The sequence below is a fragment of the Thalassobacillus devorans genome (genome assembly GCF_011761345.1).
In the GTDB taxonomy this organism is placed as follows: Bacteria; Bacillota; Bacilli; order Bacillales; family Halobacillaceae; genus Thalassobacillus; species Thalassobacillus devorans.
In genome coordinates this window covers 16,152-29,490 of record NZ_JAASRY010000009.1, presented here as the reverse complement: position 1 = coordinate 29,490, position 13,339 = coordinate 16,152, and the positions used below count along the sequence as shown (strand labels likewise).

At 44.8% G+C, this 13,339-nt stretch carries 13 protein-coding genes and 1 other annotated feature; of the genes, 1 reads left to right on the top strand and 12 read right to left on the bottom strand.

Annotated features, from left to right (window positions below):
- Nucleotides 1-50 precede the first annotated feature (50 nt).
- The 5 genes from rpoC to rplJ form a co-directional block, all read right to left on the bottom strand.
- The gene (gene rpoC / locus FHS45_RS19110; protein WP_062438260.1) at nucleotides 51-3,656 is read right to left on the bottom strand and encodes a DNA-directed RNA polymerase subunit beta'; all 3,606 of its coding nucleotides are present in this window, start codon (nucleotides 3,654-3,656) and stop codon (nucleotides 51-53) included.
- A gap of 69 nt (nucleotides 3,657-3,725) precedes the next feature.
- On the bottom strand, nucleotides 3,726-7,259 hold the full coding sequence (rpoB, locus tag FHS45_RS19105; RefSeq protein WP_062438256.1) for a DNA-directed RNA polymerase subunit beta: 3,534 nt from the start codon (nucleotides 7,257-7,259) through the stop codon (nucleotides 3,726-3,728).
- Nucleotides 7,260-7,655: 396 nt separating this feature from the next.
- A complete protein-coding gene (locus tag FHS45_RS19100; protein ID WP_062438385.1) occupies nucleotides 7,656-8,258 on the bottom strand; it encodes a class I SAM-dependent methyltransferase in 603 nt (200 codons plus the stop codon).
- Nucleotides 8,259-8,421: 163 nt separating this feature from the next.
- Nucleotides 8,422-8,784: a 50S ribosomal protein L7/L12 gene (gene rplL / locus FHS45_RS19095; RefSeq protein WP_062438250.1), complete on the bottom strand. Its 363-nt coding sequence runs from the start codon at nucleotides 8,782-8,784 to the stop codon at nucleotides 8,422-8,424.
- Between the two features lie 60 nt (nucleotides 8,785-8,844).
- Nucleotides 8,845-9,345, bottom strand: a complete 501-nt coding sequence (gene rplJ, locus FHS45_RS19090) for a 50S ribosomal protein L10 (protein WP_062438246.1) — start codon at nucleotides 9,343-9,345, stop codon at nucleotides 8,845-8,847.
- Nucleotides 9,346-9,411: 66 nt separating this feature from the next.
- Nucleotides 9,412-9,561, bottom strand: a sequence feature (ribosomal protein L10 leader region).
- Between rplJ and FHS45_RS20400 the strand changes: the two genes are divergently transcribed.
- Nucleotides 9,455-9,586 (top strand): hypothetical protein, encoded by a 132-nt coding sequence (locus FHS45_RS20400; protein WP_268233637.1) that lies wholly within the window; start codon nucleotides 9,455-9,457, stop codon nucleotides 9,584-9,586. (Overlaps the previous feature by 107 nt.)
- 23 nt (nucleotides 9,587-9,609) lie before the next feature.
- Here the strand turns inward: FHS45_RS20400 and rplA are convergent, their stop codons facing one another.
- The 7 genes from rplA to FHS45_RS19055 all read right to left on the bottom strand — a co-directional run bounded on the left by rplA (nucleotide 9,610) and on the right by FHS45_RS19055 (nucleotide 13,339).
- Entirely contained in the window at nucleotides 9,610-10,308 is a 699-nt protein-coding gene (rplA, locus tag FHS45_RS19085; RefSeq protein ID WP_062438243.1) for a 50S ribosomal protein L1, read from the bottom strand.
- A 117-nt stretch (nucleotides 10,309-10,425) separates the two neighbouring features.
- Nucleotides 10,426-10,851 (bottom strand): 50S ribosomal protein L11, encoded by a 426-nt coding sequence (gene rplK / locus FHS45_RS19080; RefSeq protein WP_062438240.1) that lies wholly within the window; start codon nucleotides 10,849-10,851, stop codon nucleotides 10,426-10,428.
- 144 nt (nucleotides 10,852-10,995) lie between these two features.
- On the bottom strand, nucleotides 10,996-11,529 hold the full coding sequence (nusG, locus tag FHS45_RS19075; RefSeq protein WP_062438238.1) for a transcription termination/antitermination protein NusG: 534 nt from the start codon (nucleotides 11,527-11,529) through the stop codon (nucleotides 10,996-10,998).
- A gap of 124 nt (nucleotides 11,530-11,653) precedes the next feature.
- Entirely contained in the window at nucleotides 11,654-11,830 is a 177-nt protein-coding gene (gene secE, locus FHS45_RS19070) for a preprotein translocase subunit SecE (RefSeq protein ID WP_062438234.1), read from the bottom strand.
- A gap of 40 nt (nucleotides 11,831-11,870) precedes the next feature.
- The gene (gene rpmG, locus FHS45_RS19065) at nucleotides 11,871-12,020 is read right to left on the bottom strand and encodes a 50S ribosomal protein L33 (protein ID WP_082411861.1); all 150 of its coding nucleotides are present in this window, start codon (nucleotides 12,018-12,020) and stop codon (nucleotides 11,871-11,873) included.
- Nucleotides 12,021-12,094: 74 nt separating this feature from the next.
- The gene (sigH, locus tag FHS45_RS19060) at nucleotides 12,095-12,745 is read right to left on the bottom strand and encodes an RNA polymerase sporulation sigma factor SigH (protein WP_062438232.1); all 651 of its coding nucleotides are present in this window, start codon (nucleotides 12,743-12,745) and stop codon (nucleotides 12,095-12,097) included.
- A gap of 84 nt (nucleotides 12,746-12,829) precedes the next feature.
- Complete coding sequence (locus tag FHS45_RS19055) at nucleotides 12,830-13,339, bottom strand: NYN domain-containing protein (RefSeq protein WP_062438229.1); 510 nt, start codon at nucleotides 13,337-13,339, stop codon at nucleotides 12,830-12,832.

Genomic DNA, 13,339 nt, shown 5'->3' with positions numbered 1-13,339 from the left:
TCTCAAGGCGCTTCCCGATTATTTACCCAAGTTATTTGCTAACTTTGAATTTATTGAGTCAGTTGATCCAATTCAGCCTGATCGGGATTCTGCCCTTCTTTATCAGCCTGGATCTTGCGGTAACGCGTCATGCCGGTACCCGCTGGGACGAGTTTACCGATGATAACATTCTCTTTCAAGCCGAGAAGCTCATCGCGTTTACCTTTGATTGCCGCATCTGTAAGGACACGAGTTGTTTCCTGGAAGGAAGCGGCAGATAAGAAGGAATCTGTTTCAAGTGATGCCTTCGTAATACCAAGGAGCACAGGGCGTCCGACTGCCGGTTGTCCGCCTTCCAGCAATGCCTTTTTGTTTGCATCGCGGAATTGATGGATTTCCAGCAAGGAACCAGGTAATACTTCCGTATCCCCTGAGTCGAGCACACGGATTTTGCGAAGCATTTGACGGACCATGACTTCGACGTGTTTATCTCCGATTTCAACACCTTGCATCCGGTAAACTTTCTGAACTTCTTTCAACAGATATTCCTGGACGCCGTCCAAGCCACTGATAGTCAAGAGTTCTTTCGGGTCAACGGAACCTTCTGTAAGTTCCTGACCAGCGCCAACTTGATCTCCAACAGCAACTTTCATGCGAGCGCCATAAGGAGCTGTATACGTACGAGTTTCTACATCACCTTGTACAACAATCTCCTGTTTCTCTTTGACTTCATTAACCTCTTGGACTGTACCGTAGATTTCAGAAACGACAGCACGCCCTTTAGGGTTACGGGCTTCAAACAATTCCTGGATACGCGGAAGACCTTGTGTGATGTCGTCTCCGGCAACCCCGCCCGTGTGGAATGTACGCATCGTAAGCTGTGTGCCTGGTTCACCGATGGACTGGGCAGCAATGATTCCCACTGCTTCTCCAACTTCCACTTCGTCCCCGGTAGCAAGGTTACGACCGTAACATTTCTTACATACACCATGTTTCGTATTACAAGTGAAGGCTGTGCGGATGACCACTTCTTCAATGCCAGCTTCCACAATAGCTTTCGCTCCATCTTCGGAGATGACTTCATTGCGGGAAGCCAACACTTCATTCGTTTCCGGATGACGTACGGTCTGATAGGCTGTACGTCCAATCAGACGGTCGATCAACGGTTCGATCAACTCTGTACCTTCGGTCAACGAGCTGACGGTCAAGCCTCTATCTGTTCCACAATCATCTTCACGGATGATGACATCCTGAGCAACGTCTACAAGACGACGCGTCAAGTAACCAGAGTCGGCAGTCTTCAGTGCTGTATCGGCAAGACCTTTACGAGCACCGTGAGTGGAAATAAAGTACTCTAGTACCGTCAAACCTTCACGGAAACTGGATTTGATCGGCAACTCGATGATACGTCCAGCCGGGTTGGCCATCAGACCACGCATACCTGCGAGCTGTGTGAAGTTTGAAGCGTTACCACGCGCACCAGAGTCACTCATCATGAAGATCGGGTTACGTGGGTTCAAGGATTTCATCAAGCGGTCCTGAATGTCATCCTTGGCTTTCGACCAAACTTCAATGACGCGATCATAGCGTTCTTCTTCTGTAATCAAACCACGACGGAACTGTTTCAATACTTTATCTACTTTACCTTGAGCTTCATCTAAGATCTCCTGCTTTTCTGGTAATACGACTACATCGGAAACACCGACTGTCATACCAGCTTTTGTAGAGTAAGAGAAACCAAGGTCTTTCATGCGGTCAAGCATTTTAGATGTCTCACTGATGGAGAACAGTTTAAATACTTGGGCGATGATATCACCAAGGATACCTTTCTTGAACGGAAGTATTTCGTCACGTCCGGCGATTTCTTCCTTGATGTTAGTTCCTTTTTCTACAAAGTAATGCTCTGGAGTCTTGATTTCCAGGTTCTCTTGTGTCGGTTCATTCATATAAGGGAATGAAGCCGGCAGCATTTCGTTGAAAATCAACTTACCTACAGTAGTCAATAGCAGTTGTTGGTTTTGCTTTTCTGTAAGTGTTTCATTATTTAATGAGCCAGCATACACAGCGACCCTGGTATGCAGATGAACGTATCCATTCTGATAAGCAATCAATGCTTCGTTCAGATCTTTGAATACCATTCCTTCGCCAACAGCCCCCGGGCGTTCCATTGTCAGATAGTAGTTACCCAAAACCATATCCTGTGAAGGAGTAACAACCGGTTTTCCATCCTTAGGGTTAAGGATGTTTTGTGCTGCCAGCATCAGGATGCGCGCTTCTGCCTGGGCTTCAGCAGATAATGGTACGTGAACAGCCATCTGGTCACCGTCAAAGTCAGCGTTATAGGCTGTACATACTAACGGATGCAGACGAATCGCTCGTCCCTCAACCAATACCGGCTCGAACGCCTGAATACCAAGACGGTGTAATGTAGGGGCACGGTTCAACAGAACCGGATGCTCCTTAATGACATCTTCCAGCACATCCCATACTTCTGGATGGATACGTTCGATTTTACGTTTGGCTGACTTGATATTATGAGCTAAGCCACGTTCGACCAATTCCTTCATGACAAATGGCTTGAACAATTCAAGTGCCATTTCTTTCGGAAGACCGCATTGGTACATCTTCAGGTTTGGTCCTACTACGATAACGGAACGTCCGGAATAGTCGACACGTTTACCGAGAAGGTTCTGACGGAAACGACCTTGCTTCCCTTTCAGCATATGAGAAAGAGATTTCAAAGGACGGTTACCAGGTCCGGTTACAGGACGGCCGCGACGACCGTTATCAATCAAGGCATCGACAGCTTCCTGAAGCATACGTTTTTCGTTTTGCACGATGATGCTTGGTGCACCAAGGTCCAACAAGCGTTTCAAACGATTGTTACGATTGATGACACGACGGTAAAGGTCATTCAGGTCAGAAGTGGCGAAACGGCCACCATCCAATTGGACCATCGGGCGAAGTTCCGGCGGAATTACCGGCAGCACATCAAGAATCATCCAGGAAGGATCATTTCCTGAGTGGCGGAATGCCTCCAGCACTTCCAATCGCTTAATCGCACGTGTACGTCGCTGGCCTTGTGCTGTTTTTAATTCTTCTTTCAGCATATCTACTTCTTTATCAAGATTGATATCGGAAAGAAGCTTACGGATTGCTTCCGCGCCCATTTGAGCACCGAAGTTTTTTCCATATTTTTCTCGATAAGCACGGTATTCTTTTTCAGATAACAGCTGTTTCTTCTCTAAAGCTGTTTCACCTGGGTCTGTCACAATGTATGCAGCAAAGTAAATGACTTCCTCTAATGCACGCGGTGACATATCCAGTACAAGCCCCATACGGCTTGGAATACCTTTGAAATACCAGATGTGAGAGACAGGGGCAGCTAGTTCAAGATGCCCCATACGCTCACGGCGGACTTTGGCTTTCGTAACTTCCACACCACAACGGTCACAAACGACACCTTTGTAGCGTACACGTTTATACTTTCCGCAATGACATTCCCAGTCCTTTGTAGGTCCGAAAATGCGCTCGCAGAACAGTCCGTCTTTTTCCGGCTTCAACGTACGGTAGTTGATTGTTTCAGGTTTCTTGACCTCACCAAATGACCAAGAACGAATCTTATCCGGTGATGCCAAACCTATTTTCATATACTCAAAATTATTTACATCTAGCAAGGGGCCTACCTCCCTTTTAGTATCCAGGTTTCCCTAAGCTTAGAACATCAGGACTATTGCTAAGAGTTTTTATTCTTCCGGGTCGAGATTCAGGTTCTCAGAAGCTTTCGTTTCTTCTTCTTCGATATCTCTCATTTCAATTTCTGATTCGTCTCCTGCCAAAATCTTCACATCCATACCCAAGCTTTGCAGCTCTTTGATCAAGACCTTAAATGATTCTGGTACACCAGGTTCAGGTACGTTTTCCCCTTTGACGATCGCTTCATACGTTTTCACACGGCCAACAACGTCATCGGATTTGACAGTTAGAATTTCCTGAAGGGTATATGCTGCACCATATGCTTCCAGTGCCCATACCTCCATTTCACCGAAACGTTGTCCACCGAACTGCGCTTTACCACCCAACGGTTGTTGTGTAACGAGGGAGTAAGGGCCAGTTGAACGTGCATGGAGTTTATCATCAACCATGTGTGCCAGCTTGATCATATACATCACGCCGACAGAGATACGGTTGTCAAACGGTTCACCGGTACGCCCATCATAAAGGATGGTCTTCGCATCACGCGGCATTCCCGCCTCTTCTAATGTTTCCCAGACATCTTCTTCTCGTGCACCGTCAAACACCGGTGTAGCTACTTTGATGCCCAGCTGACGCGCTGCCATACCTAAGTGTAATTCCAGTACCTGCCCGATGTTCATACGGGACGGTACACCAAGCGGGTTCAACATGACATCTACCGGTGTACCATCTGGAAGGAATGGCATATCCTCTTCCGGCAAGATTTTAGAGATAACACCTTTGTTACCATGTCGACCAGCCATCTTGTCCCCTTCAGAAATCTTACGCTTCTGAACAATATAGACGCGTACCAGCTGGTTAACACCAGGAGGGAGCTCATCGCCATCTTCACGGTTGAAAATCTTCACGTCCAGCACAATTCCACCTGCTCCGTGAGGTACACGCAAGGAAGTATCACGTACTTCTCGAGCTTTTTCACCGAAGATTGCATGCAATAGGCGTTCTTCTGCAGATAGCTCTGTCACACCCTTAGGTGTAACTTTACCTACCAGCAGGTCGCCGTCGCTGACTTCAGCACCGACACGGATGATACCGCGGGAATCTAAGTCTTTTAACGCTTCTTCCCCGACGTTCGGGATATCGCGTGTGATTTCCTCTGGTCCAAGCTTTGTATCACGGGCTTCTGATTCATACTCTTCAATATGAACAGATGTGTATACATCATCTTTCACCAGACGTTCACTCATGATGACGGCATCCTCATAGTTGTAACCATCCCATGTCATGAATGCTACTAGAGGGTTCTGTCCAAGCGCCAGCTCACCTTTATCCATCGACGGACCGTCAGCAAGGATTTCACCTTTGGCAACACGGTCTCCTTTGGAAACAATCGGACGCTGGTTATAGCAAGTTCCCTGGTTGGAACGAATGAATTTTTGCAGACGATAACGATCCAAATCGCCTTCTACTTCTTTGCCGTCAACTTCAGAGATGCGACGTACGTGAATTTCTTTCGCTTCCACGCGCTCGACAATCCCTTCATGACGATTAATGACAGCCGCACCGGAGTCCTTACCGTTGACATATTCCATGCCAGTACCAACAATAGGCGAATCCGGGTTTAACAATGGTACCGCCTGACGTTGCATGTTCGCACCCATCAGGGAACGGTTGGAGTCATCATTCTCTAAGAATGGGATACATGCCGTCGCAGCAGATACTACCTGCTTTGGTGATACGTCCATGTAATCAAGACGATCACGGCTGACAACCGTGTTTTCACCACGGAAACGGGCGATTACTTCTGGATCTGTAAATGAACCGTCCTCTTCGAGTTTCGCGTTCGCCTGAGCTACCACGTAGTTATCTTCTTCGTCGGCAGTCAAGTAGTCGATTTGATCCGTAACTTTGTTGGTATCCGGATCCACGCGACGGTATGGAGTTTCGATGAAACCGAACTCATTCACTTTTGCATAAGAGGAAAGCGAGTTGATCAGACCGATATTCGGTCCTTCCGGCGTTTCAATCGGACACATACGCCCATAGTGGGAATAGTGTACGTCACGAACTTCAAATCCGGCGCGTTCACGAGTCAAACCACCAGGTCCCAAGGCAGACAGACGGCGCTTGTGTGTCAATTCTGCAAGCGGGTTCGTCTGATCCATGAACTGCGACAATTGAGAGCTTCCGAAGAACTCTTTAATTGATGCAATTACTGGACGGATGTTGATCAATTGCTGCGGTGTAATGGAAGAGGTGTCCTGGATAGACATACGCTCACGCACCACACGTTCCATACGGGACAACCCGATACGGAATTGGTTTTGCAGCAATTCACCGACAGAACGCAAACGACGGTTACCTAAATGGTCAATATCATCGGTGTCCCCAACTTGGTGAAGCAAGTTGAAGAAATAGCTGATTGATGCAAGGATATCAGCAGGTGTGATATTTTTGACTGTTTTTTCAATATTAGAGTTGCCGATTACGTTGATTGTTCTTTCGCCTTCTGGATCAGTAGGATCAACAATCTTGATGGACTGGATTTTGATTTGGTCTTCCAGCACTCCATCATGCGGTTCAAGGAGTTCCTCGCCAGTGTTTTCATCCTGCCCTTCCAAGTATGGAAGCAGTTTGTTCAACAAACGACGGTCAATTTTATCACCTTTATCTGCTAAAACTTCCCCAGTTTCTTCGTCTACTAGTGTTTCAGCTAACGTTTGATTGAACAAACGGTTTTTAATATGAAGTTTTTTGTTCATTTTATAACGGCCAACACGAGCCAAGTCATAACGCTTCGGATCGAAAAAGCGGGAAACCAGTAAACTCTTGGCATTTTCCACAGTCGGTGGTTCTCCCGGACGTAGACGTTCATAGATTTCAAGAAGCGCTTTTTCACTGTTCTCGGTGTTGTCTTTTTCTAATGTGTTTTTCAAATATTCATTGTCCCCGATAAGGTCAATGATTTCTTGATCGGTACCAAAGCCCAGCGCACGCAAAAGAACCGTAATTGGCAGCTTTCGAGTACGATCGATACGAACGTGGACGACATCCTTTGCGTCCGTTTCAAACTCTAACCATGCACCACGGTTTGGAATGACGGTGGCTGTATAGCCTTTCTTACCGTTTTTATCAATTTTATTATTGAAATACACGCTTGGTGAGCGGACAAGCTGTGATACGATGACACGCTCGGCACCATTGATGACGAAAGTACCTGTATCTGTCATCAACGGGAAGTCACCCATAAATACTTCCTGCTCTTTCACTTCACCTGTTTCGTTATTCAACAAGCGGACCTTCACACGTAAAGGAGCATTATAGGTAACGTCTCTATCTTTCGATTCGTCCACAGGATATTTAGGTTCACCTAAACTATAATCTACAAACTCAAGCGATAGATTACCGGTGAAATCCTCAATTGGAGAAATATCCTGGAACATTTCTTTCAGACCTTCCTCTAAAAACCACTCATAGGAAGCTGTCTGAATTTCAATCAAGTTAGGTAAATCTAGTACTTCACTGATGCGCGCATAACTTCTGCGTTGGCGGTGTCGTCCATACTGAACTAGTTGACCTGTCAACTGCTTCACCCCTCAAATCAAGCATTTTAATAATAAAAGCGGAAGCATATCAAGCTGATAGCGAGTATTCCACTTCCCACTTTCAATCTTACGTAAAAAGGGTCCGGCAAACATGCCGAACAAGCTTATGGAAGATAATGTCGACCACAAGCTGATATATATTGTCATCCGCAAATGCGGATGGGATCTAAAAAAGAAACTTCATTTCTCTCTAACGTTAGACAAAAAAGAAACGTTCTTCTATTATAGAAACAAACCGTATGCCACCCTGTTATTTCTTCGATTTTACCATTGTGAACCACGTTCACTAAATTTATACATAAAACACGAAAAAAACCTTGACACAGGAGTGCATATATAGGCATTTTCCAATAATAGCACAAACGTATATGGCAGTCAAACCTTTTTAGCTCGAAAGATATAATATCTTTTCTGCTTATCTACTACCTCTACCTCACCGAACAATTCTTCGAGTTTCTTGCGGGCAGACGGTGCCCCTTGTTTCTTTTGAATGACTACCCAAAGTTCACCTTTGGCAATCAGGGATCGGTGAGCTTCTTCAAACATAGAATGGACCACTTTCTTCCCGGCACGAATAGGAGGATTGGTCAACACGGCAGCAAAACAGGTATCTTTTACCTCGCTTAAGCGATCACTGGCTCTCACCTCTACATTTGGTATGCCATTTTGTGCGGCGTTTTTTCGTGACAACTCTACCGCACGTTCGTTTATATCAACCATATAAACTATCCTCTCCGGATTTGCTTTAGCAATAGACAACCCAATCGGTCCATAGCCACAACCTAAATCCAGCAAATTCCCCTCTACTTCCGGAGGCTGAAAAGCATCAATCAATACACGGGAGCCAAAATCTACTTCCTTCTTCGAGAAAACTGCATTATCTGTGGTGAAACGAAATGTTTCACCTTTAAGGGTGAACTGCCATGTCCGTTCTTCGCTTTGAGTTTCCGTTTTATTGGAGTAATAGTGCTCGGTCAATATCATGCACCTGCTTTTCCTTGGGATCGATCATCACTTTCGAACATAACTCGGATTATCGACAAGTTCTAATGAAGAAATCCTTTGTCTTTGGCCGTTACTTAAAGTATAAGAAAAAGAAAGCTCGCCGATGAACAGCGAGCTTTACCTCTCAAGCATGAAATTACTTAACTTCTACAGAAGCGCCTGCTTCTTCTAGCTTGCCTTTGATTTCTTCAGCGTCTTCTTTAGATACGCCTTCTTTGATAGCGCCAGGAGCGTTATCAACTAGGTCCTTAGCGTCTTTCAGTCCAAGACCAGTGATTTCGCGGACAGCTTTAACGACTTTGATCTTGGAGCTTCCAGCGCTCTCAAGTACTACGTCGAATTCTGTTTGCTCTTCAGCAGCTTCAGCTGCACCGCCGCCTCCAACTGCAACTGGTGCTGCAGCAGTTACTCCGAATTCTTCTTCAATAGCTTTAACTAGATCGTTAAGCTCAAGAACAGACATTTCTTTAATCGCTTCAATAATTTGTTCATGACTCATGATTAAGTTCCTCCTTAAAAAATGTTAGTTTTATAATTTAACCGTAAGCATAAAACGCTATTACGCGCCTTGTTCTTCTTTTTGCTCTGCAACTGCTTTTGTAACGTAAGCGAAGTTGCGGACAGGTGCTTGAAGCACGCTGAGTAGCATAGATACAAGACCTTCGTAGTTTGGAAGATCTGCAAGTTCCTTGATTTGTTCAAGGCTGGCTACATTGCCTTCGATGACGCCTCCTTTGATTTCAAGGGCATCATGATCCTTAGCGAAGTTGTTAAGGATTTTGGCAGGTGCTACGACATCTTCATCACTGAAAGCAATCGCAGTCGGACCAACCAAGGTCTCGTTAAGCTCAGTAAGCTCAGCTTCTTCTGTCGCACGGCGAGTCATTGTGTTTTTATACACTTTGAAATCAACGCCGGCTTCACGCAACTGTTTACGAAGCTCAGTCACTTCAGCAACATCAAGTCCGCGGTAATCTACAAGGATAGTAGACTTACTGTTGCGAAGCTTGTCTGCAATTTCAGATACAATCTGTTTTTTGTGCTCGATAATTTTGCTCATCATTCCACCTCCTATTGACTTTTCATCATACCGTCAGGTGCCTGTTTCATTTTCAAACGGCAAGTGTTCAAGATGAAAAAAGCCCCCATGTAGACATGGAGGCTTTATGGTGAGAAACGATTATAAACGGGCAACCGTTTCGTTTATTCACACACCTCGGCAGGAAATTAAGCGCGAAAACGCACCTGCTGTCTACGGTATAACGTATTTATTTAAACAACATCATTCATTATATGCTTAATGCAATTAAAAGTCAACAGCGAATTATTTACGGATATAGCTGGAGATATCTACTTTAATTCCAGGACCCATTGTAGAAGCAATAGCGGAATTCTTCATGTAAGTTCCTTTAGCAGCCTGTGGCTTTGCTTTTACAAGAGTTTCTGTGATGGCTTCAAAGTTTTCAACCAGCTTATCTGTATCGAAAGAAACCTTACCGATTGGCACGTGGATGTTAGCAGACTTGTCTACACGGTACTCCACTTTACCAGCTTTGATTTCCTGGACAGCTTTTTCCACTTCGAAAGTGACAGTGCCAGTCTTAGGGTTAGGCATTAGACCTTTAGGTCCAAGCACACGACCCAGCTTACCTACTTCAGCCATCATGTCCGGAGTAGCTACAACTACGTCAAATTCGAACCAGCCTTGGTTGATTTTGTTGATCATGTCCTGGTCGCCTACGTAGTCAGCGCCAGCAGCTTCTGCTTCTTTCGCTTTCTCACCTTTAGCGAATACAAGAACACGTTGTGTTTTACCTGTACCATGCGGCAAAACCATTGCCCCACGGATTTGCTGGTCAGCTTTCTTAGGGTCTACGCCCAAACGGAAAGCAGCTTCTACTGTCTCATCAAACTTAGCTTTAGCAGTTTCTTTCACTAATTCGACTGCTTCTTTTACTTCATATGCTTTTTCACGATCAACAAGCTTTTGAGCTTCTTGATACCTTTTGCTTTGTTTAGCCATTATTATTTCCTCCTCGTTGTGGTTTTAACGGTTATACCTCCCACGAATAAAGGTTGCGGAATGAAAGCAACCTCCATTCTCGCAACCTTTAACTCCAATAAGAGCGACGCTGTGGGATTAGTCTTCGATAACGATACCCATACTACGCGCAGTACCTTCAACCATACGCATAGCAGCTTCAACGTCAGCAGCATTCAAGTCAGGCATTTTTGTTTCCGCAATCTCTTTTACCTGGTCACGCTTAAGCGTTGCAACCTTGTTACGGTTCGGTTCGCCTGATGCAGTATCAATACCGGCTGCTTTTTTAAGAAGCACTGCAGCTGGCGGAGTCTTCGTAATAAATGTAAATGAACGGTCTTCAAATACCGTGATTTCAACTGGAATGATCATTCCCGCTTGTTCTTGTGTGCGAGCGTTGAACTCCTTACAGAAACCCATGATGTTGATACCCGCTTGACCTAGCGCTGGTCCTACTGGCGGTGCTGGGTTAGCTTTACCTGCAGGGATTTGAAGCTTTACTACTTTGATTACTTTTTTAGCCACGAGACACACCTCCTTAAGTCCGTGATGTGGTAATGGGGCGATGCCCTCCCACTCAGATTACAATATGTTGACTTCCTCTTTGTCCGAGGCACATAAAGAACATAAAAATTTTAGCATCTTTATGACCTGTTTGCAAGAGGAGAGTTATAATTTTTCAATTTGAGAGAAGTCCAGTTCTACCGGAGTCTCTCTCCCGAACATATTTACGTGGACTTTCACCTTTTGTTTATCCAGGTCGATATGTTCGATTGTACCCGTGAAATTGGCGAAAGGACCATCGGTCACTGAGACACTTTCTTTCAATTCAAAATCGATGTCGGTGACCGGCTCTTTCATTCCCATACGCTTAAGCACCGTCTCTACTTCTTCAGGCAGGAGAGGGGTCGGCTTTGAACCGGAGCCTGTCGATCCGACAAACCCGGTCACACCAGGTGTGTTGCGGACAACATACCAGGAATCATCGGTCATCACCATTTCAGCCAGTACATATCCAGGGAATACTTTTTTCTTCGCTACTTTCCGTTTCCCATTTTTTATTTCTGTTTCTTCGTCTTCGGGCACTAGTACACGGAAGATTTTATCTTCCATTCCCATCGACTCGACACGCTTTTCTAAATTCGTTTTTACTTTATTTTCGTAACCGGAATAGGTGTGAACCACATACCATCTTTTTTCCATGTATACAGGACAAGCTCCTTGCCCTTCCCTCCCTTATCTTTCAAAATTTGAGCATTGAAAAAACCCGCGGAACGGGTTTTTAAACGTCAATCTTATTCACCATTATAGCATAAATCCGACAGCATTATTCAGGGAAGAATAATTCAAGACCCCAAGAAATGCCTAAATCGATGACTGCGAAGAACACAGAAACAAATGCCACTGTAGTTAAAACAGTTATCGTGTAGCGCACAAGTTCCTGACCTTTAGGCCAGCTGACCTTCTGCATTTCACGAGACACGTTCTTCAAGAACTTAAACATGCTAAACCTCCCCCAACCTTGCGCCTGTCGGCTTCTTTCTCTATTTTGTTTCTCGATGCAATGTGTGTTTGCCGCATTTTTTACAAAATTTACGAACCTCAAGCCGTTCCGCTTGGTTCGACGGGTTTTTATAAGAACTGTAATTTCTATTCATACAAACAGTACAGGCTAAGACTACTTTTTTCCTCATCATACACCCCTCAAATAAGAGGAATTTTCACTCTCATAAATGTAGCACGCATGTCAAGGCATGTCAATGCAGGATTATAATATGATTTCAGCTACTTCCAGGTATTTTTCCAGTTTCCGCTTCACTCGCTGCAAGGCATTATCAATCGACTTTACATGCCTGTCCAACTCAGCAGAAATTTCCTGATAGGATCTTCCATCCAGGTAGAGAGTGAGTACTTTTCGCTCCAAGTCGCTTAATAATTCTGAAATTTTATCTTCCATGTCGTCGAATTTTTCTTTATTAACAATTAATTCTTGCGGATCAATGGCTTTTGATCCAGCTATCACGTCCAGCAGGGTACGGTCGGATTCTTCATCATAAATCGGCTTGTCCAAGGATACATAAGAATTAAGCGGAATATGTTTTTGACGAGTGGCGGTTTTGATGGCGGTAATAATCTGGCGGGTGACACATAATTCAGCGAAGGCTTTAAAGGATGAGAGCTTATCTTCTTTATAGTCCCGAATGGCTTTATAAAGACCGATCATACCCTCCTGCACAATATCCTCACGATCTGCACCAATCAGAAAATACGTCCGGGCTTTGGCACGGACAAAATTTTTGTACTTATTGATCAGATAATCGAGCGCCTGGCTATGACCCTCATTAATCCGTTCGATGATTTCTTCATCTTCCAGCTTTTCGTAATCATTGATGTCCACTTCTTTTTGAACGATGCTCACTCAGGATTCCCCCCGACCCATAGTGCCCTGAATATAGAAATATTATACAGTAAGCCCTTCCAAAACGTCAACAAGGCTCTTGGCTCATTTATCACCCCGGCGCCATTTCTCAAAAACGTCCAGCACCTCTTTTTTTATCGGTATTTTAGGCTGATATTTTAGTTGTTTATGAGCTTCTACATCCTTCTCGATGGTTCTTTCAATATTTTTCACTTCGATGTACAGCTCCCTCGCAGACTTTCGAAAAGCACCTTGCCCAAAGATTGTCCGCTGCTCCGCGTAATCCGAGGTAGCTACATACACCTGGGTCCGTACATCATTCAACTCTCCCGCTAATTTCTCAATCCGCTCATCCGCTGTTTCATTTTCCCTGGTGAATATTACTTCCACGCGATGGTTTTTTTCTTTGTTTGCCAGTCCCCTCACATGATAAGCATCAAACACGATGATGACACGGTCACCGGTATACGACTGATACTCAGCCATCATGTCGATCAACAGGTCACGCGCCTGGCTGAGGTCTTTATCTTTTAAAATCTTCAACTCAGGCCAGGCGCCGATCATGTTATAACCATCTACTAATAGTACAATCAT

What these genes read in the sequence shown, in the direction of transcription:
- rpmG (WP_082411861.1), bottom strand. Translation starts at nt 12,020, where the DNA reads ATGAGGAAAAAAGTAGTCTTAGCCTGTACTGTTTGTATGAATAGAAAT.
- secE (WP_062438234.1), bottom strand. Translation starts at nt 11,830, where the DNA reads ATGTTTAAGTTCTTGAAGAACGTGTCTCGTGAAATGCAGAAGGTCAGC.
- rplA (WP_062438243.1), bottom strand. Translation starts at nt 10,308, where the DNA reads ATGGCTAAACAAAGCAAAAGGTATCAAGAAGCTCAAAAGCTTGTTGAT.
- FHS45_RS19055 (WP_062438229.1), bottom strand. Translation starts at nt 13,339, where the DNA reads ATGATTGTACTATTAGTAGATGGTTATAACATGATCGGCGCCTGGCCT.
- nusG (WP_062438238.1), bottom strand. Translation starts at nt 11,529, where the DNA reads ATGGAAAAAAGATGGTATGTGGTTCACACCTATTCCGGTTACGAAAAT.
- rplJ (WP_062438246.1), bottom strand. Translation starts at nt 9,345, where the DNA reads ATGAGCAAAATTATCGAGCACAAAAAACAGATTGTATCTGAAATTGCA.
- rplL (WP_062438250.1), bottom strand. Translation starts at nt 8,784, where the DNA reads ATGAGTCATGAACAAATTATTGAAGCGATTAAAGAAATGTCTGTTCTT.